Annotated in this window: 23 protein-coding genes and 1 other RNA gene; 15 read left to right on the forward strand and 9 right to left on the reverse strand. The window is 59.9% G+C overall.

All coding sequences use genetic code 11. The annotated features are described in order from the left end of the window. Positions 1-26 precede the first annotated feature (26 nt). From ABMC88_RS09640 to ABMC88_RS09650, 3 genes are all read left to right on the forward strand, one after another. Positions 27-1259: a hypothetical protein gene (locus ABMC88_RS09640; protein WP_349576669.1), complete on the forward strand. Its 1233-nt coding sequence runs from the start codon at positions 27-29 to the stop codon at positions 1257-1259. Then, a complete protein-coding gene (locus ABMC88_RS09645) occupies positions 1256-2608 on the forward strand; it encodes a cytochrome P450 (protein ID WP_349576670.1) in 1353 nt (450 codons plus the stop codon). The genes ABMC88_RS09640 and ABMC88_RS09645 overlap by 4 nt, the downstream gene beginning before the upstream one ends. A 101-nt stretch (positions 2609-2709) precedes the next feature. Then, entirely contained in the window at positions 2710-3603 is an 894-nt protein-coding gene (locus ABMC88_RS09650) for a fructose bisphosphate aldolase (RefSeq protein WP_349576671.1), read from the forward strand. Between the two features lie 50 nt (positions 3604-3653). On the opposite strand, the gene ABMC88_RS09655 is transcribed toward ABMC88_RS09650, so the two are convergent. From ABMC88_RS09655 to ssrA, 8 genes are all read right to left on the reverse strand, one after another. Then, complete coding sequence (locus ABMC88_RS09655; RefSeq protein WP_349576672.1) at positions 3654-3881, reverse strand: N-(5'-phosphoribosyl)anthranilate isomerase; 228 nt, start codon at positions 3879-3881, stop codon at positions 3654-3656. Between the two features lie 18 nt (positions 3882-3899). Next, positions 3900-4124 carry a ribbon-helix-helix domain-containing protein gene (locus ABMC88_RS09660; protein WP_349576673.1) on the reverse strand — a complete coding sequence of 75 codons (225 nt, stop codon included), beginning with the start codon at positions 4122-4124 and terminating at the stop codon, positions 3900-3902. Next, on the reverse strand, positions 4121-4297 hold the full coding sequence (locus ABMC88_RS09665) for a DUF4169 family protein (RefSeq protein ID WP_349576674.1): 177 nt from the start codon (positions 4295-4297) through the stop codon (positions 4121-4123). The genes ABMC88_RS09660 and ABMC88_RS09665 overlap by 4 nt, the downstream gene beginning before the upstream one ends. Beyond that, positions 4294-5685: a class II fumarate hydratase gene (fumC, locus tag ABMC88_RS09670; RefSeq protein WP_349576675.1), complete on the reverse strand. Its 1392-nt coding sequence runs from the start codon at positions 5683-5685 to the stop codon at positions 4294-4296. Before fumC ends, ABMC88_RS09665 begins: the two co-directional genes overlap by 4 nt. Positions 5686-5750: 65 nt before the next feature. Further along, positions 5751-6257: an SspB family protein gene (locus tag ABMC88_RS09675; RefSeq protein ID WP_349576676.1), complete on the reverse strand. Its 507-nt coding sequence runs from the start codon at positions 6255-6257 to the stop codon at positions 5751-5753. A 69-nt stretch (positions 6258-6326) separates the two neighbouring features. After that, positions 6327-7571 carry a chromate efflux transporter gene (chrA, locus tag ABMC88_RS09680; RefSeq protein WP_349576677.1) on the reverse strand — a complete coding sequence of 415 codons (1245 nt, stop codon included), beginning with the start codon at positions 7569-7571 and terminating at the stop codon, positions 6327-6329. Continuing rightward, positions 7568-8383: a chromate resistance protein ChrB domain-containing protein gene (locus tag ABMC88_RS09685; protein ID WP_349576678.1), complete on the reverse strand. Its 816-nt coding sequence runs from the start codon at positions 8381-8383 to the stop codon at positions 7568-7570. Before ABMC88_RS09685 ends, chrA begins: the two co-directional genes overlap by 4 nt. Before the next feature lie 128 nt (positions 8384-8511). After that, positions 8512-8862, reverse strand: a transfer-messenger RNA (tmRNA) gene (gene ssrA, locus ABMC88_RS09690). Between the two features lie 259 nt (positions 8863-9121). Between ssrA and ABMC88_RS09695 the strand changes: the two genes are divergently transcribed. Then, positions 9122-9550: a L,D-transpeptidase gene (locus tag ABMC88_RS09695; protein WP_349576679.1), complete on the forward strand. Its 429-nt coding sequence runs from the start codon at positions 9122-9124 to the stop codon at positions 9548-9550. Positions 9551-9823: 273 nt separating this feature from the next. Here ABMC88_RS09695 and ABMC88_RS09700 read toward each other — a convergent pair whose 3' ends face one another. Then, positions 9824-10546 (reverse strand): FadR/GntR family transcriptional regulator, encoded by a 723-nt coding sequence (locus ABMC88_RS09700; RefSeq protein WP_349576680.1) that lies wholly within the window; start codon positions 10544-10546, stop codon positions 9824-9826. Positions 10547-10634: 88 nt separating this feature from the next. Between ABMC88_RS09700 and ABMC88_RS09705 the strand changes: the two genes are divergently transcribed. From ABMC88_RS09705 to ABMC88_RS09755, 11 genes are all read left to right on the forward strand, one after another. Then, entirely contained in the window at positions 10635-11417 is a 783-nt protein-coding gene (locus ABMC88_RS09705) for a DUF2182 domain-containing protein (RefSeq protein ID WP_349576681.1), read from the forward strand. Between the two features lie 19 nt (positions 11418-11436). Further along, complete coding sequence (locus ABMC88_RS09710; protein ID WP_349576682.1) at positions 11437-12069, forward strand: DUF1326 domain-containing protein; 633 nt, start codon at positions 11437-11439, stop codon at positions 12067-12069. Beyond that, entirely contained in the window at positions 12066-12575 is a 510-nt protein-coding gene (locus ABMC88_RS09715) for a DinB family protein (RefSeq protein ID WP_349576683.1), read from the forward strand. The genes ABMC88_RS09710 and ABMC88_RS09715 overlap by 4 nt, the downstream gene beginning before the upstream one ends. Beyond that, complete coding sequence (locus tag ABMC88_RS09720; protein WP_349576684.1) at positions 12575-13678, forward strand: dimethylsulfoniopropionate demethylase; 1104 nt, start codon at positions 12575-12577, stop codon at positions 13676-13678. The genes ABMC88_RS09715 and ABMC88_RS09720 overlap by 1 nt, the downstream gene beginning before the upstream one ends. 103 nt (positions 13679-13781) lie before the next feature. Then, positions 13782-14768 carry an acryloyl-CoA reductase gene (acuI, locus tag ABMC88_RS09725; RefSeq protein ID WP_349576685.1) on the forward strand — a complete coding sequence of 329 codons (987 nt, stop codon included), beginning with the start codon at positions 13782-13784 and terminating at the stop codon, positions 14766-14768. A gap of 376 nt (positions 14769-15144) precedes the next feature. After that, on the forward strand, positions 15145-16824 hold the full coding sequence (locus tag ABMC88_RS09730) for a BCCT family transporter (protein WP_349576686.1): 1680 nt from the start codon (positions 15145-15147) through the stop codon (positions 16822-16824). A gap of 91 nt (positions 16825-16915) precedes the next feature. Then, positions 16916-18139 carry an aminotransferase class V-fold PLP-dependent enzyme gene (locus tag ABMC88_RS09735; RefSeq protein ID WP_349576687.1) on the forward strand — a complete coding sequence of 408 codons (1224 nt, stop codon included), beginning with the start codon at positions 16916-16918 and terminating at the stop codon, positions 18137-18139. 70 nt (positions 18140-18209) lie between these two features. After that, positions 18210-19634, forward strand: a complete 1425-nt coding sequence (locus ABMC88_RS09740) for a cryptochrome/photolyase family protein (RefSeq protein ID WP_349576688.1) — start codon at positions 18210-18212, stop codon at positions 19632-19634. A 62-nt stretch (positions 19635-19696) separates the two neighbouring features. Then, positions 19697-20905, forward strand: a complete 1209-nt coding sequence (locus tag ABMC88_RS09745; RefSeq protein ID WP_349576689.1) for a class I SAM-dependent methyltransferase — start codon at positions 19697-19699, stop codon at positions 20903-20905. Positions 20906-20939: 34 nt separating this feature from the next. Continuing rightward, positions 20940-21380 (forward strand): TrgA family protein, encoded by a 441-nt coding sequence (locus ABMC88_RS09750; RefSeq protein WP_349576690.1) that lies wholly within the window; start codon positions 20940-20942, stop codon positions 21378-21380. A 4-nt stretch (positions 21381-21384) separates the two neighbouring features. Next, positions 21385-22512 (forward strand): NUDIX domain-containing protein, encoded by a 1128-nt coding sequence (locus ABMC88_RS09755; protein ID WP_349576691.1) that lies wholly within the window; start codon positions 21385-21387, stop codon positions 22510-22512. Positions 22513-22514: the final 2 nt, after the last annotated feature.

Genomic DNA, 22514 nt, shown 5'->3' on the forward strand with positions numbered 1-22514 from the left:
ACAACAATGAGGCCCCGCGCAGACCCATGGCTGCCCCCGAGCATACCGTAAAACGCCGCCGCGTGTTCTACATTCCCGGTTATGACCCCATCCACCCGCGCCGCTATCGCGAGCTTTACCGAACGGAATCCGCCACGCAGGCTGAGGTCTCGGGCTATGAGATCGCTTTATCGGCACGGCAGGGCGGTGCGCGTTATGGCTGGGATGTAGATGCCACGATAGAGGGCGCTCAGGTCGCGGCGCAGGTCGAGGTCCTCGTCTGGTCCGACATTGTGCGCGACAGTATGGATACCTCGATCCTTGGGACTTACGCGCAGCTTGTGCGCACGGCTTGGGTCTATATCGGCAGTGGCGCACTGTGGCGGTTGATGCGGCTGCGCAAAGGACCTGTGATTGCGGCGCTCTATCCGGTTGCGATGTTGCTGGCGCAATTGCTGGTTGCCTGTCTGGCTGCCGCGCTCACCTTGTGGGCAGGCAAAGCGCTGTTGCTCCCGCTGTTCGGAACGGCGGGACATCTGGCAGCCTTTGCCGCGGGGATCGGCGCATTCATCGCACTCATGCGCTGGTTCAAAGCCAAGGACGCCAAGTTCTTCGCCTATTACCTGATGCACGACTATGCCTACGGCGCGGCCACGCAGGGCGCCAACACCCCGCAGATGGAGGCCCGTCTTTCGGATTTTGCCAATGCTATCGCCGAGGCGTTGCAGGCGGATGTGGATGAAGTGCTGGTCGTCGGCCATTCGTCTGGCGCGCATCTGGGCGTGTCTGTGCTGGCCGATCTGATCCGCGACGGGCGTGTCGCGGCGGGCGGTCCTGCGCTGGCGTTTCTCAGCTTGGGGCAGGTGGTGCCGATGGTCTCGTTTCTCGAAAATGCCCACCGCTTGCGCGCCGATCTGGCCTACCTTAGCACATCGGATGCGCTGACGTGGGTAGATGTCACAGCGCCGGGGGACGGCTGCGCCTTTGCGCTCTGTGATCCTGTCGCCGTGAGCGGTGTCGCGCCTGAGGGGCAACGCTGGCCGCTGGTGTTCTCTGCCGCCTTCACCCAAAGCCTGACGCCCGCACGCTGGCAGGCGCTGCGCTGGCGGTTCTTCCGCCTGCATTTCCAGTATATGTGCGCCTTTGATGCGCCCAAGGACTATGACTATTTTCAGATCACAGGCGGGCCTGTGACTTTGGCCGACCGTTACCGCAACCGCCCTGCGTCCAAATCGCGGATCACGGCAGCGGTCAATAAATTCACCGGTGTCGCCCCATGACCCTGCCGCCCAAGCCCCCCAGCCGCCCTGACAAAGTCTCGCTCTGGCAGTATGCCAAGCTCTTTCGCAGCGACATCCTGTCGGCGCAGCCCGCACGCCTGTACCGCGCATGGATGGCCGAATTCAAGACGCCATTCTTTCGCAGTTATCTGTTGAACCAACCCGATCTGGTGGCGCGTGTGCTGCGCGAACGGCCCGATGATTTCCCCAAATCCACCCGCGTGAACGAAGGGCTGAAACCGCTGCTTGGCAACTCGGTCTTTGTCACCAACGGAGAGACATGGAAGCGCCAGCGCCGCATCATTGACCCCGCCTTCGAAGGGGGCCGCCTGCGCGAGACATTTCCCGCCATGTGGGACGCCTCGGAGGCTGCGGCCGCACGGCTGGAACACAACATCGGCCAAGAGATCGAGATCGAGGCCGAGACAAGCCACGCCGCAGCCGACGTCATCTTTCGCACGCTGTTCTCCCTCCCGATCGAGCATCATCTGGCCCGCGATGTGTTCGAGGAGTTCAAGACCTACCAGCGCAGCCAGCCTATCCTGAACCTCGCAGCGCTTGTACCGCTGCCGCGCTGGATGCCGCGCCTGTTTCGTCGCGACACCACGCGCAGCGCGGCCCGCATCCGCGACCTGATCACGCAACTGACCGAAACCCGCGCCGCGCAGATTGCCGATGGCACAGCGCCCGACGATCTTGCGACCAAGATCATGACAACCCCCGACCCTGAAACAGGCAAGACCTTCAGCACCCAGGAGATGGTCGATCAGGTTGCGATCTTTTTTCTGGCGGGGCATGAGACAAGTGCCTCGACCCTTGCATGGGCGCTCTATCTGATGGCGCTCTATCCTGACTGGCAGGACAGGCTGGCCACCGAGGCGCAGGCGATCCAGACCTGCGATTTCAGCGTGATGGGCAAACTGCGGCTGAGCCGTGATGTGTTCCGTGAGACATTGCGCCTGTATCCCCCCGTGCCGATGATGGTGCGCGAAAACACCTGTCCGCAGCGGATGCGCGACCGCACTGTGGCCAAAGGCGCACAGATGGTAATCAGCCCGTGGCACCTGCACCGACACGAACGGCTGTGGGACAATCCCGACGGCTTCGACCCCGACCGCTGGCACACCGAAAACGGCAAAACCTGCGCGCGCGAGGCTTTTATCCCCTTCAGCGCGGGGGCGCGTGTCTGCCCCGGTGCAGGCTTTGCCATGATCGAAGGCCCCCTGATCCTGAGCCGGATCTTGCGAGATTTCCGCGTCACAGCAGGGCCAACGCCCGTGCCCGTGGCACACCTGACCGTGCGGGCGAAAGACGGCATTCGTCTTACCCTGACACGCCGCAATCCCTAATTTCAGGCCGTTTGCGTTAACATACTCCAAACAACTGGCATCATAGGGCCGAACGCTTTAGGACATTCGTAACCCCTGAATTGAATAACAAAGGCAGCCATATGTCCGCAAAAGACGCACAACGTACCCGTATCGCAACCGCACCCGGCTTTATCGCGGCATTGGACCAATCTGGCGGATCCACACCGACAGCCTTGGCAGCATACGGGGTTGAGCCTTCGGATTACAACGGCGACGCCGAAATGTACGCCGCCGTTCATGCCATGCGCAGCCGGATCATCACAAACGAAGCCTTTTCGGACGACAAAGTGCTGGGCGCGATCCTGTTCGAGCGGACAATGGACAGCGAAATCAACGGCAAGCCTTCGGCGAAAGTGTTGTGGGAAGATCGCGGTGTGGTGCCGTTCCTGAAGATCGACAAGGGCCTCGCCGATATGGAAAACGGCGTGCAAATGCTCAAACCTATGCCAGAGCTGGACGCGCTGCTGGCCAAGGGCAATGCGGCGGGTATTTTTGGCACCAAGGAACGCTCGCTCGTGCATGAAGCGAATGCAAAAGGCATCGCCGACGTGGTTGCGCAGCAGTTTGACGTGGCAAAACAAGTGATTGCAGCGGGTATGGTTCCGATCATCGAACCCGAGGTCCACATCAAAAGCGCCACCAAAGCCGAGGCCGAAGACATGCTGGCCGCAGAGATCATGACACATCTGGACAAGCTGGACGAGGGGTGTGACGTGATCCTCAAGCTCACGATCCCGACGAACGCGGGTCTGTATGACGCAGCTGCGGATCATCCGCGCGTGCTGCGTGTTGTGGCCTTGTCGGGGGGCTATTCAACAGACGAAGCTTGCAGCCTGCTGGGCCAGAACCACAAGATGATCGCCAGCTTCAGCCGTGCCTTGGCCGAAGGTCTGAGCGTGAAGATGAGCGATGATGAGTTCACGGCCGCACTGGGCGCGAACATCGGTAAAATCTATGATGCCTCTATCGCGTAAGGCGGCGGAATTTTAGAAAATTCCGTTCCGATTTTTTTTGAAAAAATCGGCTACAAAATCACACGTATGGGCTCTTGATTGCAAAAGACAATCAGTTGCCCTGCGTTCTCTACGGCGTGATAGCCGCGGCGCTTTAATTCATTCTCAAAAACGTCGCGTCCAACATAGCGTTCGACATCGCGCAGCTTGCGGCGGACAACACCGCCTTGCCGTGCGGTTTTTGCGCTAAACAGATGTGTCATCCACGCGTCGGGGGAAAGGGGGGCTGGTATGCTCATCCCCGAACCCTGGGTCGACTATGTTAAACGATCCTTTAACGACATCAGCACATAGACACGGATCGCAGACGCCAGCCCTGCGTCCATGCCGCGTTCCGCATCAACCTGCGCCACCAACGCGTTGATTGGCATTGATTTTTCTTGTGCAATCCGCTGCAACTCCTCCCAGAACGGCGCCTCCAGCGAGATCGACGTGCGGTGGCCGTGCAGGGTAACGGAGTGTTTGACGGGCCGCGCGCTCATGGCTCGCGCTTGTGACCATCGAGGCTGCGCGTATCTGTGTCGCGTTGTTGTTGCGCCGCCTTTTTCTGTACCTTCGTCAGGCCGAACTTCACCGCATTCTCATCTGCGCGGGCCTTTGCATCAGCCCGCGCACGGTCCTTGCGGACCTTGTTGAGGTTTATCGGTGTGCTCACTTTGGCCCGATCATGTTTTCAGGGCGCACGACACGGTCAAAGGTTTCCGCATCCACAAAGCCCAAGGCAATCGCTTCTTCCTTCAGCGTGGTCCCGTTTTTATGCGCCGTCTTTGCAACCTTCGTTGCATTGTCATAGCCGATTTCGGGGGCCAGTGCAGTCACCAGCATCAGCGACTCGCGCATCAATTTCTCGATCCGGTCGGCATCTGCCTTCAGGTCGACGACAAGGTTATCGGTAAAGGCCGAGGCCGCATCGCCCAAAAGCTGCATGGATTGCAACACATTATAGGCCATCATCGGCTTATATACGTTCAACTCGAAGTGGCCTTGCGATCCGGCAAAGCCAACAGCGGCGTCATTGCCGAACACATGCGCGCAGACTTGGGTCAGTGCTTCGCATTGCGTGGGGTTCACTTTGCCCGGCATGATGGACGAGCCTGGCTCGTTCTCGGGCAGGATCAATTCGCCCAAGCCGCAGCGCGGGCCAGAGCCGAGCAGGCGGATGTCATTGGCGATCTTGAACAGGGACGCTGCGACAGTCTTCAGATGACCTGAAATTTCCACCATCGCATCATGCGCCGCCAAGGCTTCGAACTTGTTGGGCGCTGTAACAAAAGGCAGGCCGGAAATGCGGGCCATGTTGGCGGCCACGGTTTCGGCCCAGCCGACCTTGGTGTTGAGGCCCGTGCCCACGGCTGTGCCGCCTTGGGCCAGCTCGTAAATACGGCCAAGGCCGTCCTCGACCCGTTTGATGCCCATGGCAACCTGATGGGTGTAGCCGGAAAATTCTTGCGACAGGGTCAGCGGTGTCGCGTCTTGGGTATGGGTCCGGCCGATTTTGATAATGCCGTCAAATTCTTCGACCTTCGCTTGCAGCGCCGCATGCAGTTTGCGCAGACCGGGCAGCAGGACTTCGTGCGCCGTGGTTGCGGTGGCGATGTGCATCGCCGTGGGGAAGGTATCGTTGGATGATTGCCCCATATTGCAGTGGTCATTGGGGTGAACAGGGTCTTTGGAGCCGATGACGCCGCCCATGATTTCGATCGCGCGGTTAGCGATGACCTCGTTTGCGTTCATGTTGGACTGTGTGCCCGATCCCGTCTGCCAGACCACCAGCGGGAAGTTGTCGTCAAACTTGCCCGCCACGACCTCGGAGGCCGCTTGCACAATCGCTTTGCCGCGCTCTGCATCAAGGCCGCCTTGGGCGATATTCGCCTCGGCGCAAGCCTGTTTGATCACACCCAAAGCGCGCACGATCGCGACGGGCTGTTTTTCCCAGCCGATGGGGAAGTTGATGATGGATCGCTGCGTTTGCGCGCCCCAGTACTTGTCAGAGGGGACCTCCAACGGGCCAAAGCTGTCGGTCTCGGTACGGGTATCGGCCATGAGGGCGCTCCTGATCTGTCATAATGTCGGGGGGTGTTTAGCGGCTGCAACCCCGCCGCGCCAGCTTATGTTTTGCGAAAACTGTCCAGAGATACGATTTCAGCGGCCTGTGGCGGCGCTTCGTCGACTTCAAGCTCGGATTCGCGGGTCTGGGGCAGCGTTTCAACATCCGCCTCGGAGGTCGCCTCGTCTTCGCTTGCCTCTTCAGCGCTGTCTTCATCCTGCTGCTCGAACCGCAGGCCGAATTCAACCGACGGGTCCACAAAGGTGCGGATCGCGTCATAGGGCACATACAGCGGCTCTGGCGCGTCGCCAAAGTTGAGCGTGATGGAAAACCCGTCCTCTGTCACCTCGAGCCCGTCATACCAATGTTGCATGACCACCGTCATCTCGTCGGGATAGCGGTCCGACAGCCAATCAGCCAGCTCGGCATCGGGGTGGGCGGTGTCGAAGGTGATGAAAAAATGGTGCGCACCGGGCAAGCCGTTGTCGGCCACGTCCAGCAAGACGTTGCGGATCAGGCTGCGCATGGCGTCATGCATGAGGTTGCCATAATCAATCGTGCGGCTCATCTCTTACCCTCTGGCTCGGACTGTTGAGGCCATCATAGGTGATTCCGGTCGGGATGAAAGGGCCACCGGTCAGATCATGCCAGCCACCAGCGCACAAACGGCCAATATGCCCATTGCGGCGACAAATCCCATCCGCAGGCCCAACATAAGAACCGCCGCCAGCGCCGTCAGCGCAAGGGCCAGCGGATCAATGCTGGACCAGACGGGCAGGGGCAGGGCGATGCCCCCCGCATGGCCTACCTGCGCAAACCAGACATGCAGCGCAAACCACAGGGTCAGGTTCGCGATCACACCGACAACGGCTGCCGTGATTGCTTGCAACGCCCCTGCAAGGCGGGGCTGCGCACTCAGCCGCTCCAGATACGGCCCCGCAAGGAATATCCACAAGAAACACGGGCAGAAGGTCACCCACAGCGCCATCAGCCCTGCCAGCAACGCCCCCTCGACCCCCGATTGCGCATGGCCCGCCAACAGGGCCACAAATTCAGTCACAAGGATCAAAGGCCCCGGCGTGGTTTCGGCCAGCCCCAGCGCGTCGATCATCTGATCGGCGGTGATCCAGCCCAAATCGCTGACCACGGTTTGCGTCATATAGCCCAACACGGCGTAGGCACCGCCAAAGGTCACAACCGCAAGCTTTGAAAAGAACAGCCCCAGCGCCAACAGGAATGACGCATCCAACAGCCAGACAACCGCCAAAGGCGCCACCCAAAGCGCGCCCCAGACCACAGCGGTCCGCACAGGGTGCGCCTGCACGGGTGTGGTCTCCAACAGGTCCGCCTGCGCGGGCGCATGCCACATCCCGAACATCCCCGCAGCGATGATAATAAACGGAAACGGCACGGCAAAAGCGAAGAGGGCCACAAACGCGAGCGTCGCCAACACAGCGCCCGAGACACCGATGAGCGCTTTTCCCGCCACTTTGCGCAGCGCCTGAAAGACCACCACAATCACCGCCGCCTTGATCCCGACAAAGGCGTCCTGCACGGCGGGCAGCTGGCCATAGCTGGCATAGAGCAAGGCCAGCACTGCAATCACAATCGCACCGGGGACAACAAACAAAAGCCCCGCCAGCACACCGCCTGCCACACCGCGCAACCGCCAGCCTGCATAGGTGGCCAACTGCATCGCCTCGGGCCCGGGCAGCAGCATACACAGGCTCAGCGCCCGCAAATAGGACTGCTCGCTCAGCCAGTCGCGGGTTTCGACCAATTCGCGGTGCATCAGCGCGATCTGCGCGGCAGGTCCACCAAAGGACAACAGGCCAATGCGCCCGAACACACGGGTCATTTGCGACCAGTCAGGCGCGCTCATGTCCCGCGCCCCGCAGGCCAGTCGTGGCCCTCACCCTGACCGTCCCGCGCCCAGCGGTACAGCGCATCATAGATCGCCAGCCCCGCCTCCAACTGCGCCTCGTCCGAGCGGTACTGACGCGACAAACCAACCGAGAGCGCAAGCAAGCCCGCCGCTTGCGGGGCAAGGTCGTGACGGTTGGTATCGGCGGCACGCACCACAGTGGCCAACGTCTCAAGCGCGGGGGTCGACAGGCCGAATTCCGCCAGCATCGTATCAAAGGTGCAGCGGTCGTTGCGATGCGACCAGAACACGCCTTCGACATCAAAAGGCGTCGCGCCATAGCGATCAGCCACACCTGCCACTTCGGCGGGCGAAACGAACAAGACGCGTGCATCGCGGTCTACAAAGCGACGGATCAGCCACGGGCAGGCAATGCGGTCAATCTTGGGGCGGTGGCGGGTGACCCACAGGGTGGCTCCGTCGGTTATCGAAGGCATCGCGGCTACCGGAACGCGCGGCGCGCCTGCGTGATCGCGCCAGCCAAAGTTGCCGCCCTGTAAATACTCGGCCTGCACGCCGTCATTGCGCAGCATCGCGGCCATGCCCTGGCTCAGCTTAACGCCGCGCTGGCACACGATCACGCAGGCCCGCCCGCCCAAACGCTGGCGCAAGCCCGCAAGATCGGTGTGGGGGTGGCGAAACGCGCCGGGAATCAAAAAGGGATCAGCCTCAAAATCCGCATCAATCGAGATGTCGACGATCATGGGCGCGTCGGGCAATCCGATGCGGCGCAAAAGTTGGGGGACAGTGATTTCATTCAGGGCAGCCATGGCATGCATCCTTTGGACAGGGAAAACATGCGAACCTCTGGCTGGCGCCTCACGGGGCGTTCGCGGATACTCCCCATCACTCAGGGGTGCCACATGACGCAGCGCGGGTCAATCGGACAGGGGGAATAGGTGCAGGTTTCTGTTGCCAGGTACCTGCGAACCCCGCCTTGGGTCGCTAAACGCAAGGACTTAAAGTTTCAATAGTTCCGGTCGCTTACGCGGCCATCGCCATTGGAGCACGATTGTCATTTGCAATTGTACAGTTTTCGCCGATAACGGTGGCAGACAGCCGAAACAAAGCTAACCCCTTTAGACGTTCGTCGATCCTGTTTCGACCCCATGGTCCGCAAATGACGGATGTGGTGGTGGAGTCGCCGGGTACCGCCCCCGGGTCCGAACCGCTTATTACGAGCGCGTTTATGTTCATAGTCCCGAAGGACTACACACAGATAGACGCCGCGTGGCGGGATTTCAAGGGCTGGCGTCCAACTCATCACGTTGCACTGCGCGGTGCGCGAATCTTCCCGAACGACCCGCGGTTGAAAACAGGACAACCCGCAGTTGGGCGCCATTTCGCGCAGGTGCGAGGCGCCGACAGGAGTGCAAAGCAGGGTCTGGAGGCCACAAAGGTATGGAAAACCTTAAGTTTTGCGATTTTCGGCAACATAGCCTTTGACAGAATACGCGCAGTCCGGCGACTATCCGCTTAATGAAAAATAAAATGCGGGACGACTTAACATGAAAATTCTTTCAGCAGCGGCGCTTTGCCTTTCATTTGTATTTACAACACCAGCCGCCGTCGAGGCAGGCCGCCTGATTGCCAAGGTTGACGTGTCGGAACAGGTGATGCGGGTCTATAAAGACGGCAAGCAAATCCATAAATGGCGCGTGTCCACAGCACGCAAGGGCAAATATACGCCACGGGGCCAGTGGCGGGGCAAACATCTGTCCAAGAACCATAAATCGAGCCTGTATAACAACGCGCCGATGCCTTATTCGATCTTTTACAGCGGCAATTTCGCGATCCACGGCACCAACCAGACCAGCCGTCTTGGCCGTCCGGCCTCGGCAGGGTGCATCCGCTTGCACACCTCCAACGCGCGCAAACTGTTTGCAATGACACAGCAGGTGGGCACGCGGAACCTGAAGGTTATCGTTCAAAACTGATCCTTTTGCGCGGGCGGCATCCAAGCCCGCCTGCGCACGACTGCCCTAGGAGCAAGCTGCCCGATTTTCATAAACGCGATCCGTCGCGGTTTCACGGCCCCAACACAGGGCCCGCGCATCATCAGGGTGCCTCAGATCGGGTGTAGCATGGCGAAAGAGATTTACCGCGGACGGCGGTCTAGCTGGTCCTGCGCTACTGTATCCTGCTTTTGAATACGCTCCGGTCCTTACAGAAAATCACTGCAAGATCGGACCACAGAGCGTTGAATTAGATTACTTTTTAGACTGAAACAGGCTGCGCCCCAATGTCTGCGTCTCGACCTCAAGTGCGGTCAGTCCTTCACTGACGGCCATACCGTCGCGTGCCTCGACCGCTTCGGCAATCTGCGTGTGCAGCGCCACAATCCGCGCACGGTCGCGGGCGGTGAAGGTGATCATGTTCATCAAGGGCTGCATCGCCTCGACAGCGCCGGCAAGCTGATAGGACAGCACGGGGTTTTCCGCCCCGTCCACCAGCGCACGGTGAAAGGTCACATCCGAGGCGCAGAACGCCTCATCCGTGAGGCCGGGTTGGCTTTGGCGATGAATTTCCGCCCGCATGGCGGCCAGATTGTCGGCACTGCACCGCTCGGCGCTCATCTGCGCGCAAGACCGCTCCAGCGCGAACCGCGCCTCGCAGGCTGTCTCGAAGCTTACATCGTTCATCGACAACAACAGCGTAGAAGTGGTGATATGCTGCGCGTAAGCCTGCGCAAAGCTGAGGCGGTTGACGAAGGCACCGCCCGATGAGCCACGCTGTGTGCGGATCAGCGATTGCGCCGCAAGCCGTTTCAGCGCCTCGCGCACAGTGGGGCGGGAGACGTCGAAATGATCGGCCAGCTCTGCCTCGGACGGCAGGCGGGCATCGACAATAAGCCGACCTTCGATAATCTCGTCACGGATCGCACTGGCGATTTGCGCGGAAAGGTCAGCGGCGCTTTTTGGATCAATTTGCATATGTCTTACATTTACCATTTGGCAAAACAGTAATTGTCTGACAATGCTTTTGCAACGCGACATCTATACGATCAGTGAGTCCCGCTTCATGCCCCATCTGCTCCGCTCATCCCTGTGGCTTGGCTTTTTCGGCCTGATCCTTGTGTCGTGGTGGATGATGATCACCATGAGCACGTCGATGGGATTGGACGTATTGGGCCGCCCCGATGCCATGGGAGAGGCGATGCGCCGGATGGATCCGCGCATGGATATGAAGATGCCGATGGCGGAATTCTGGCCGCTGGCGTGGATGTGGGCGGCGATGATGGCCGCGATGATGCTGCCGACGCTGGTGCCGACGCTGCGCGCCTATGAGGACCTGATTGCATCGGCCAATGGCACGCGGGCAGGTTTCATCGGCGTGATCTTGGGGTATTTCGCCGTCTGGGTGGGCTTTGCCCTTGTTTTGGCGGGCGCGCAACTGGCGCTGTTGTTTGGCGGCGTGATCGACATGCTGGGCATAGCCGTTTCGCGCTGGTTTGCGGTGGCGCTTTTGCTGGCGGCGGGCCTTTATCAATTCACCCGCGCCAAGGAAGTGTGCCACGGCGTTTGCCACAGTCCAAGCATGTATTTCCTTGGTCATTGGAAAACCGGCTTTGGCGGCGGGTTCCGTATGGGGCTGGGCCTTGGCACGTTTTGCGTGGGCTGTTGCTGGGCATTTATGGCGCTGGGATTTGCAGGCGGGGTGATGAACCTTGCGTGGATGGGGCTGGCGACATTCTTTATGGTCTTGGAAAAACTGCCGCAGATCGGACATTACCTGACCAAACCAATGGGCGCTTTGCTGATCGCGGGCGCTGCTATCGTGGCCGCGTGGCCGCATTTGACATAACACAAACGGGAGGAAGACCATGGGAAACAGAGCGATGACACCCGCCAACTGGGCGCTGAAGGGAGAGCTGTTTTTGAATTGCTCGTGCGAATTGTTTTGCCCCTGCGTGGTCAGCCTTGGCGCGCACCCGCCCACCGAAGGGCACTGCCACGCGTGGATGGCCATCGCCATCGACGAGGGCAACTTTGAAGGCGAAGACCTGAGCGGTCTGAACGTGGGCCTTCTGGTCGACATCCCTGGCCGCATGGGCGAGGGCAACTGGCGCGTCGGCGCTTATGTGGACGAGCGGGCGACCGAGGCGGCTTATGATGGCTTGCTGCAAATCTTCTCGGGGGCCGCGGGCGGGACCACCGGTCTGTTCACCATGCTGGTGTCCGAGATCATCGGAGCCGAGCGCGCGCCCGTCGAGATCATCCGCGACGGCAAGAAACGCGCGATCAAGATCGGCCGCAAGATCAGCGGCGAGATCGAGATGATCGACGGGGCCAGCCCCGATCATCCGGTGATGATCTCGAACTCCAAATACTGGATGGGTCCCGACATTATTGCAGCTGTGGGCGTGAAGTCAAAGGTCCGCGACTATGGCCGCGTGTGGGACTTTGGCGGCAAATCAGCCGAGATTTGCCCTATCGACTGGAAGGGCGCTGCGTGATCCAGAAGGATTATCTGCTGCTATTGGCCCGCCATAATGCGTGGCAAAACAGTCAGTTGAAAAGAAAAGTTCAAGCGATGAGCGCAGCTGAGCTGAGCGAAGAGCGCGGCGCGTTCTTCGGCTCGATCATGGGCACGCTCAATCATATCCTATGGGCCGACACCCTGTGGATGAGCCGCTTTTGCAGCGATGTGCCGCAGCCCGACACGACCCTGGAAGACAGCCCGCGTTTCACCGAGACTGCAGGCGTTTGGGATGCAGAGCGGTTTCGCATGGACGGCCGTATCCGCATCTGGGCGCAGACGATCTCCAACATGGATCTGCGCGAAAGCCTTAGCTGGTATTCGGTCGCCGCAGAGCAGCACTTTACCAAACCCGTGGGTCTATGCGTGACCCATATGTTCAACCACCAGACCCACCACCGCGGGCAAATCAGCCAGATGCTGAGCGCCGCTGGCATTGCCCCTCCGGTGAGTGATCTGGTCTTGATGCCGGAGGACGCCTGATGGCGATGATTTCACAGACACGCCGCTTGCGGCGGACCCCGTTTTCAGAGGGCGTAGAGGCGGCGGGCGTGTCGGCCTATACCGTCTATAACCGCATGTTGCTGCCCACGGTTTTCCGCAGCGTTGAGGAGGATTACCGCCACCTCAAGGACGCGGTGCAAATATGGGACGTCGCCGCCGAACGGCAGGTCGAGCTGCGCGGCCCCGATGCCGCCAAGCTGATGCAAATGCTCACTCCGCGTGACCTGCGTGCCATGATGCCGGGACGGTGTTTCTATGTGCCGATCGTGGATGAGACGGGCGGGATGCTTAACGATCCGGTTTGTTTGAAACTGGCCGAAGACCGCTGGTGGATTTCCATCGCCGACAGTGACCTGCTGCTTTGGGTCAAGGGCATCGCCAATGGCTGGCGTCTGGACGTGCTGATTGACGAGCCTGACATCAGCCCGCTGGCGGTCCAAGGGCCCAAGGCCGACGATCTGATGGCCAATGTCTTTGGTGACGCAGTGCGCGACATCCGTTTTTTCCGTTTCGGGATGTTCGACTTCGAGGGCCGCTCGATGGTGGTGGCGCGCTCGGGCTACTCGAAACAGGGCGGGTTCGAGATCTATTGCGACGGGCACGAGATGGGGATGCCCTTGTGGAACGCGCTGATGGAGGCGGGCAAGGAACACGATGTGCATGCAGGCTGTCCCAACGGGATCGAACGGATCGAGGGCGGGTTGCTGAGTTACGGCAACGACATGACCGACGACAACACACCGCACGAATGCGGCTTGGGCAGGTTTTGCGACACGCAGACGGCCATCGGTTGTATCGGGCGCGATGCCTTGTTGCGGGTGGCCAAGGAAGGTCCGGTGCAGCAGATCCGCGCAATCTCGATCGCGGGGGACAAAGTGCCCGGCTGTGACCGTGTCTGGCCGTTGATGGCGGGGACAAAGCGCGTGGGGCAGGTAACTTCGGCGGCGTGGTCGCCGGACTTTAACACCAACGTGGCCATTGGTATGGTGCGGATGACGCATTGGGACGACGCGACGGAACTGCAGGTGCAAACGCCCGAAGGGCTGCGCGATGCAACGGTGCATGAAGAATTCTGGGTCTGAGTAAGATGTGAATGCCGGACTGGGGCCAGCCCCCGACCCCGGCGGATACAAGGCCAGAAAAATAGGCAAAAATTAAAGGGGGCTGCCCCCAAAGGAGAACGATATGTTTGATGCGTTGGTTGTGAATAAGAATGACGAGGGGAAGACCTCGGCTGCGATTACGCAGATTTCCGTGGATGACTTGCCTGCGGGTGAGGTGTTGGTCGCGGTGGAATACACCACTGTGAACTACAAGGATGGTTTGTGCATGAGCCCGGGTGGCGGCGGGTTGGTGCGCAACTATCCGCATGTGCCTGGGATTGATTTTGCGGGGACTGTCGAGGAGTCCTCGGACCCGCGGTACAAAGCGGGTGACAAGGTTGTTCTGACCGGTTGGCGTGTGGGCGAGGCCCATTGGGGTGGCTATGCGCAAAAGGCGCGGGTCAAGGCGGATTGGCTGGTTCCTTTGCCGCAGGGTCTGGATGCACGGCAAGCGATGGCTGTGGGCACGGCCGGGTTCACGTCGATGTTGTCGGTGATGGCTTTGGAAGACCACGGTATCAAGGACGGTCCGGTTTTGGTGACGGGTGCGGCTGGTGGAGTCGGCTCGGTTGCGGTGGCGATTTTGGCGCATCTGGGGCATGAGGTTGCCGGCGTTACAGGGCGGCCCGAGACCGCAGATTATCTGACATCGCTGGGGGCGACGCGGATTGTGGCGCGCGAAGAGATTAACGAGACTGTTAAGCGTCCACTGGAAGGCGAAACTTGGGGTGGTTGTGTCGATGCAGTGGGCGGTGCCATGCTGGCGCGTGTTCTGGGCCAGATGCAATACGGTGCTTCGGTTGCGGCGGTTGGTTTGGCGGGTGGTGCGGGATTGCCTGCCACTGTGATCCCGTTCCTGCTGCGCGGTGTGAACCTGTTGGGGATCGATTCCGTCATGCAGCCCTATGACAACCGTCTGCGTGCTTGGGAACGTGTTGCAAAAGACCTGCCGATGGACAAGTTGGAGGCCATGGTTGTGCCTGCCAAAATGTCCGATCTGCCCAAGCTGACGGCGGATATTCTGAACGGTCAGGTAAAGGGCCGTGTTGTGGTTGACGTAAACGCGTAATGGCGACACGCCGCCTTGTCCCGCATGACGCGCCATGTGGGGCAGGGCGACATCCATAGGGATCGCATTTGCGGCTGAGGGTGCAGCGGGCGGATTCCTGTCTGACTGTGCGACAGCGGCTTTTACCATGCGCCTGATTTTAGCCGTGCTGATGGTGCTATCGGCGAGCGTTGCGCGCTGGATTTATTTGGGATTGCGACGACCAACGCGCCTATAGCGGGGGCTGGCTCATCCAGCGGCTTCACGCATTTGTCGCTGACAGGGCCTGATTTTCAGACTACGCATTTCGAGGGCAAAGAAATTTATTTAAACTTTTAGGTAGCTTAACGGGTTGAGACAATTAGAGTGGGGGCAGACCATTTGGGAGGGACCAACAATGGCACTTGAACCACCACTTATGGATTTGCCGATTTCAACGGCGGATTCAGGATTTTACAAAGGCTTCACAAGATCGGTAACGGTATCGGCCAAAGTACTGGTCGGTGCATTGATCATCTGGGCCGTCGCTTTTCCAGAGCAGGCCGCAGGCGTTTTATCCGGCATCAACGCGCTCATTCTAGCGACATTTAACTACTGGTACGTCTTTGTGATGGCATTCTTTGTCGTTGTTTGTCTGGTGCTTGCGGTCTGGCCTGCCTCGGGCAAGCTGAAGCTGGGGCACCCTGATGACACGCCGGAGTTCACGAATTTCTCGTGGTTTTCGATGATGTTCGGCGCGGGCATCGGCATTGGTATGTTGACCTTTGCCACTGCCGAGCCGCTGTACCACTGGGCCAAGAACCCGTCGACCATTCAGGGCCTGACCGAGGGCAGCACCGCAGGCAACGTGCGCGACGCCTATATCTGGTCCTTCACCCATTGGGGAATCGCGGCCTGGGCGGCCTATGCGATTGTGGGGCTCAGCCTTGCCTATTTCTCCTATCGCCGTGATCTGCCGCTGACGATCCGCTCGGCGCTGACGCCGATCTTCGGGCGCGCCCTGTCGGGGCCTTTGGGCCATGTCATTGACGTGGTGGCCGTGGTGGCGACCGTGCTGGGGGTGGCGCAGACGTTGGGCTTCGGGGTTGAGCAGTTCATCTCGGGGCTAAGCCGCATCGGATTTGGTGACTGGCTTTATACCGTGGCCGAGGATGGCTCCAAATCCATGTCGATCACCGCGATTGTCGTGGCTTTGGCTGTGATCATGGGCGCGTCGACCCTGTCGGCACTGTCGGGCGTGGGCAAGGGCATCAAGTGGCTATCGAACATCAATATGGGGCTTAGCTTTTTCATCCTCGCGTTCTTCTTGATCTTCGGCTCGACCTTCTTTGGGTTGCAGGCGCTGGTTGTGGGCATCTGGGACTACCTGATCTCGATCCCCGGTAACATCCTGACCGTCTGGTCGTCGGACGGGGTCGAAGGCTCGGTCGCGACACAGCTGAACGGCTGGCAGGGGGGTTGGACCATCTTCTACTGGGCGTGGTGGATTGCTTTTGCACCTTTTGTGGGCGTCTTCCTTGCGCGGATCTCACGCGGGCGGACAGTGCGCGAATACGTGCTGGGCGCGATCATCATTCCTGCGGTGATGTGTTTTGTCTGGTTCGCCATCGTGGGCGGCACGGCCATTGATCTGGAGCTGAACGGCGATGCAAACGGGGCAATCACCGGTGCGGGCCAGTCCGACCAGTTGTTTGCCATGCTGGCCGTGATCCTTGATCCGACACTGGCGTGGGCGATGTCACTGATCGTGGTGATCTTGCTGCTGACCTATCTGGTGACGTCGGCGGATTCGGCTGTGTTGATCATCAACACCATCAATGCCGCAGGCGACGAAGGGCCAAAAGCGCGGCCGCACATCATCTTTTGGGGTGTGGCTTTGGCGCTGGTTGTGGGCGGTCTGATAATCGCGGGCGGTCTGGGCGCGATCCAGACGGCGATGGTGATCGGTGCGCTGCCGTTCAGCATCGTCATGGCGCTGATGGGCGTGTCTGTGCTCAAGGCGATCTGGCGTGACGGGCGCCGCGAAAAAGCGGGCGTGGCCGCCACCGCGGTCCAAGTCGCAGACCCCGCGGAATAACCGCCACACCACATGAAACCGAAACGCCCCGAAGTCCGCTTCGGGGCGTTTTGCATTTGACGACAGGGCGGTGTTGCAACATCCTAGCGCCATGAAACTTGATACAGAATTTGTGCGCAGCCAGTTCCCCGCCTTTGCGGAGCCGTCGCTGCAAGGTCAGGCCTTTTTCGAGAATGCGGGCGGGTCGTATACATGTGGCGCGGTGATTGACCGGCTCACGCGGTTCTACACCCAGCGCAAGGTGCAACCCTATGCGCCCTATACCGCCAGCACCCTTGGCGGCGATGAGATGGACGAGGCCCGCACCCGCATGTCCGCCATTCTGGGGGTCGCACCGGACGAGCTGTCCTTTGGCCCCTCGACCACTGCAAACACCTATGTTCTGGCGAATGCCTTTGGCCAGATGATGCAGAAGGGTGAGGCGATCATCGTCACCAATCAGGACCATGAGGCGAACACAGGCCCGTGGCGCAGGCTGGCCGATCGCGGGATCGAGGTGCGCGAATGGACCATCGACCCCGACACAGGCCATCTGGATCCTGCCAAACTTGAAGACTTGCTTGATGACAAGGTCCGCCTTGTTTGCTTTCCCCATTGCTCCAACGTGGTGGGAGAGATCAACCCTGTGAGCGAGATCACCGCATTGGCCCATGCCGCTGGTGCTTTTGTCTGCGTGGACGGTGTTTCCTATGCGCCGCACGGGTTTGTCGATGTGGATCATCTGGGCCCCGACATCTACCTCTTCTCGGCCTATAAAACCTACGGGCCCCATCAGGGACTGATGGTGATCCGCCGCGCCTTGGGGGAGTTGCTGCCAAATCAGGGCCACTACTTCAACGCAGGGTCGCTCTATAAGCGCTTTACCCCCGCAGGGCCGGATCACGCGCAGATTGCCGCCTGTGCGGGCATGGCCGATTATATCGACGCGCTTTATGCCCATCACGTTGGCGGCGATGCCGACCCCGTCGCACGCGGTGCTGCGGTTCATGACATGATGCGCGATCATGAAAGCGGGCTGTTGCAACAGCTTCTGGATGCGGTGAAGACGCGCAATTCGGTCCGGCTTATCGGTTCTGACAGCGCGGCGGGGCGCGCGCCGACCGTGGCGCTGGCGCTAAACCGTGCAGGCGAAGAGGTTGCCGCCGATCTGGCCCGCGCCGGCATTATGGCGGGGGGCGGTGACTTCTACGCCTTGCGCGCTTTGCAAGCGATGGGCGTGGACACGGACAAAGGCGTGCTGCGCCTCAGCTTTACGCATTACACCTCGCAGGCCGAAATGGACCAGCTTCTGACCGCTTTGGACGATGTTTTATGAATGCGGCACCTTGATCCTGCGCAGACTGGTCTAATTCATTAAGGAACAGTGACCAAAGAGGCAGTAAGAGTTGAGCGATACGTCCCCCATTCTGATCTGGCTGCGCCGCGACCTGCGGCTGGCCGACCATCCCGCCCTTCATGCCGCCTGTGCCACGGGACGTCCTGTGATCCCTGTGTTCATTTATGACAGCGCGGTCGCGCGCTTAGGTGCGGCGCCGAAATACCGTTTGGGTCTGGGAATTGCGCATTTTGCCAAGACGCTGGAGGACGCGGGCAGCCGCCTGATCCTGCGGCGTGGAGACGATGCGCTGGAGGTCTTGCAAGAGCTGATCGCGCAAACGGGGGCAGGGACCGTCTATTGGTCGCGCATGTACGAACCCGACGCCGTGGCCCGCGACTCCGCTGTGAAATCCGCCCTGAAAGAGGCAGGCACCGATGCCAAATCGTTCGGCGGCCATCTGATGTTTGAGCCATGGTCCGTCGAGACAAAGACAGGCGGCTATTACAAAGTCTACACGCCGTTCTGGCGCTCGGTAAAAGACCGTGATGTCGAAGCCCCGCTTGGCTCCCCCGAAACACTGCCGCATCCCGACAACTGGCCCGCCTCTGATACGTTGGACGATTGGCAAATGGCGGCCGCGATGCGGCGCGGGGCGGATGTGCTGCGCCCGTATGTGCAGCTGGGCGCAAAGGCCGCCCAAGACAGGCTTGCCGTGTTTCTGGACAGCAAGGTTGACCGTTACAGTACCACCCGCGATCTGCCCGGCGTGGACGGCACCTCGTGCCTGAGTGAAAATTTGGCCTTGGGCGAAATCAGCCCGCACCAGTGCTGGCATGCGGGGATGCGGGCGCTGCACGACGGCAAATCCGACGCCGAGATTTTCCTGAAAGAGCTGGTCTGGCGCGAGTTTGCCTATCACCTGATGCACCACACCCCGCGCATCCTGACCGACAACTGGCGCGAGGATTGGGACCAATTCAACTGGAACGAGGATGAGAGCCACCCCCACGTTATCGCATGGAAGCAAGGCCGCACGGGCATCCCCTTTGTCGATGCCGCCATGCGCGAGATGTATGTGACGGGCCGTATGCACAACCGTGGCCGCATGATCGTCGCCAGCTACCTGACCAAACATTTGCTGTGTCACTGGCGGATCGGGCAAAAGTGGTTCGAGGACTGCCTGATTGATTGGGACCCCGCCTCGAATGCGATGGGGTGGCAATGGTCCGCAGGCTCTGGCCCTGATGCCTCACCCTATTTTCGGGTGTTCAACCCCGTGACCCAACTGGATAAATTCGACAAGAACCGCGACTACACGGGCCGCTGGATCGCCGAAGGGAAGACAGACCCCAGCGACACGGCGTTGTCATACTTTGACGCGGTCCCGCGCAGCTGGGATCTGTCCCCCCAAGCGCCTTACCCTGCGGCAATTGTGGATCCTTCAGAAGGACGCAACCGTGCGTTGCATGCCTATGAAAACAGGGGATTTTAAGTGTTCCAAAAGTTAACGATTACACCTACGGTCAATCAAATGTTACACAGTCAGGGCACGCTATGATCCTCACCTCCACAACCGGGCAAAAAAACCTGCCGCGCTATTTTGCGCAGGTCATGGGGATGGCCTCGCAACTCAGCTTTGGCCGTATTGATTTTGTGCTGCCTGATGGCCGCCGCTTCCGTGCCGAAGGCAAAAACCCCGGTCCCGTGGCCGAGCTTGACATCCACAACGTCGATCTGTTCGCCCGCCTGATCCGCGAAGGCGATCTGGGTTTTTGTGATGCCTATCTGGACGGCTGGTGGAGCACACCGGACCTCCAAGCCTTTATGGATTTCATCCACGCCGATAACGAAGACATCTATGACGGCTTTCCCGGTATGGGGCTGGTCCGAAAGTTCGAGCAGTTGCGCTTTTGGCTGCAACGCAACTCCAAGGGGCAGGCGCGCAAGAACATCTCGTATCACTATGATCTGGGCAATGATTTCTACGGCCTGTGGCTGGACGACACGATGAGCTATTCCAGCGCGATCTTTGACGATCCGCAGCAAAGCATGGAATCCGCACAAATCGCCAAATACAAAAGCATGGTCGACGAGATGGGCGTGGTCGCGGGCGATCACGTGCTTGAGATCGGCTGCGGCTGGGGCGGCTTTGCTGAATATGCTGCCGCCGAACGGGGGTTGCATGTGACCTGCCTGACCATCAGCGAAGAACAGTTTAACTACGCCGTCGAGCGCATTGAAAAAGCAGGTCTTTCCGACAAAGTCACCTTCAAGCTGCAAGACTACCGCGATGAGAAGGGCCACTACGACGGCATCGCCAGCATCGAGATGTTTGAAGCGGTAGGAGAGCAGTATTGGCCCGTCTACTTCGAAACCGTCCGCGAGCGTCTGAAACCCGGTAAAACCGCGACCTTCCAGATCATCACAGTGGCCCACCGCCGCTGGCAGGTCTACAAACGCGGCGTGGATTTCATCCAGAAATACATCTTTCCAGGCGGGATGTTGCCCAGCCCCGTTGTTTTGCGGGAACAGATCGAAAAGGCGGGCCTTGCCGTCGAGAAATCCATCGAGTTCGGCAAAAGCTATGACATCACGCTGCGCCGCTGGCACGAGACATTCAACGACAAATGGGACCAGATCGCGGCTATGGGCTTTGACGAGAGGTTCAAACGCATGTGGAATTTTTACCTCACTTCCTGCGCGGCTACATTTGACAGTGGAAATTGTGACGTGACGCAGATTACGGTGCGCAAACCGGCCTGACCTTGGGCCGTTAGCGACCGAAAGGACCACTTCCATGCCCACCGCAGCACGCCTTGTTGCCGCCCTATTGCTTTGCGCTTTGGGTTACATCCTGTCCGATTTGATCAGGCCGCTGATGCCCGAAGGCACAGACTTTGGCTGGTTTAACTACGTCAACGCCTTCCTTGGGCTGTTTGTCGGCTGGACCGTCATCGGCAGCCGTGCAGGGCGCGGGTTTGTACCGGGCATCAACAACGGCCTGACAGGCACCGCCGTTTTGTTCATTTACGGGCTGGGCGTTCATTCGTGCGCCGAGATGTTCCGCCTTGCCATGCGCAACCGTTATGATGGCCCGATGGAGGCCATAACGGCTATCTTTCTGATCGCGTCCGAGTACGGGTTGATGATTGCAACAGCCCCCGTCCTGATCACCGCAGTGATCGGTGCCCTTATAATCGGGCCTGCAACCGATCTGGCCGCAAAGATGTGGCGCTAAGGCGATGACATCCGCACTGTTCTTTTACGGCACATTGCGCCACGCGCCCTTGCTCGAGATCGTCTTGGGCCGCCCGCTGGACACCATTGCGCTGCAAGACGCCGTGCTTGAGGGCTATAGCGTACGCTCGGTTGTGGATGCGCCGTTTCCCGCGTTGATCGCCGAAAAGGGTGCGCAGGCGCAGGGGCTGCACGTCAGCGGATTGACGCATCAAGACATTGAAAATCTGAACTTTTATGAGGGCGGCTTTGACTATGACCTGATCGACGTGGCTTTACAGGATGGAACACAAACGCAGGTCTATGTCTGCGCGCCCGACCGTTGGCAGACGGATGGCGCGTGGGATTTTGACGCGTGGTGCGCCCGGTGGGCCGTCATGTCTTGTCACGCCGCCACCGAAGTCATGGGCCACCAAGGCACCGCGACCCGTGACGAGGTCGCCGCCATGTTCAGCCAGATCCGCGCCCGCGCATGGTCGCGGACCTTGGGCAACCGCACAGCTGCGGGGCAGGGTGTCTATGCGGGCGACATCCAGATTACGCAGCAGCGCCGCGCCTACACGGGCTACTTTGCCGTGAACGAGGTTACTCTGCGCCACAGCCGTTTTGACGGCACGCTTTCGCCCGACATTGACCGGTCGTATTTCATTGCGGGCGATGCCGCGCTGGTACTTCCCTACGATCCTGTGCGCGACGTCGTGCTGGTGGTTGAGCAGATGCGCATGGGGCCCTTGGGCCGCGGCGACCCCGAGGTCTGGCATCTGGAGCCGATTGCGGGCCGTATCGACCCCGGCGAGGACCCCGAAACCGCCGCTCTGCGCGAAGCGGTCGAGGAAGCGGGCCTACAGATCAGCCAGCTTGAAACGGTTGCACGCGGCTACTCCAGTCCCGGCGACTCAACAGGGTATTATCACATCTTTGTGGGCGTCACCGATCTGCCCGATGACGCCGCAGGCATTGGCGGGCTGGAAGACGAGGCCGAGAATATCCGCGCAAGGCTTATTTCATTCAACGATTTCATGGCGATGGCGGAGGATCAGCGCATCGCCAACACGCCTCTGGCGTTGCTGGCCTATTGGCTGGCGCATCACCGAAGCAGGTTGAGGTTACAGGGCAGCGCAGCTACACTTTAGGC

Origin of the sequence: Sulfitobacter aquimarinus, from assembly GCF_040149565.1 — a bacterium.
GTDB lineage: Bacteria > Pseudomonadota > Alphaproteobacteria > Rhodobacterales > Rhodobacteraceae > Sulfitobacter > Sulfitobacter aquimarinus.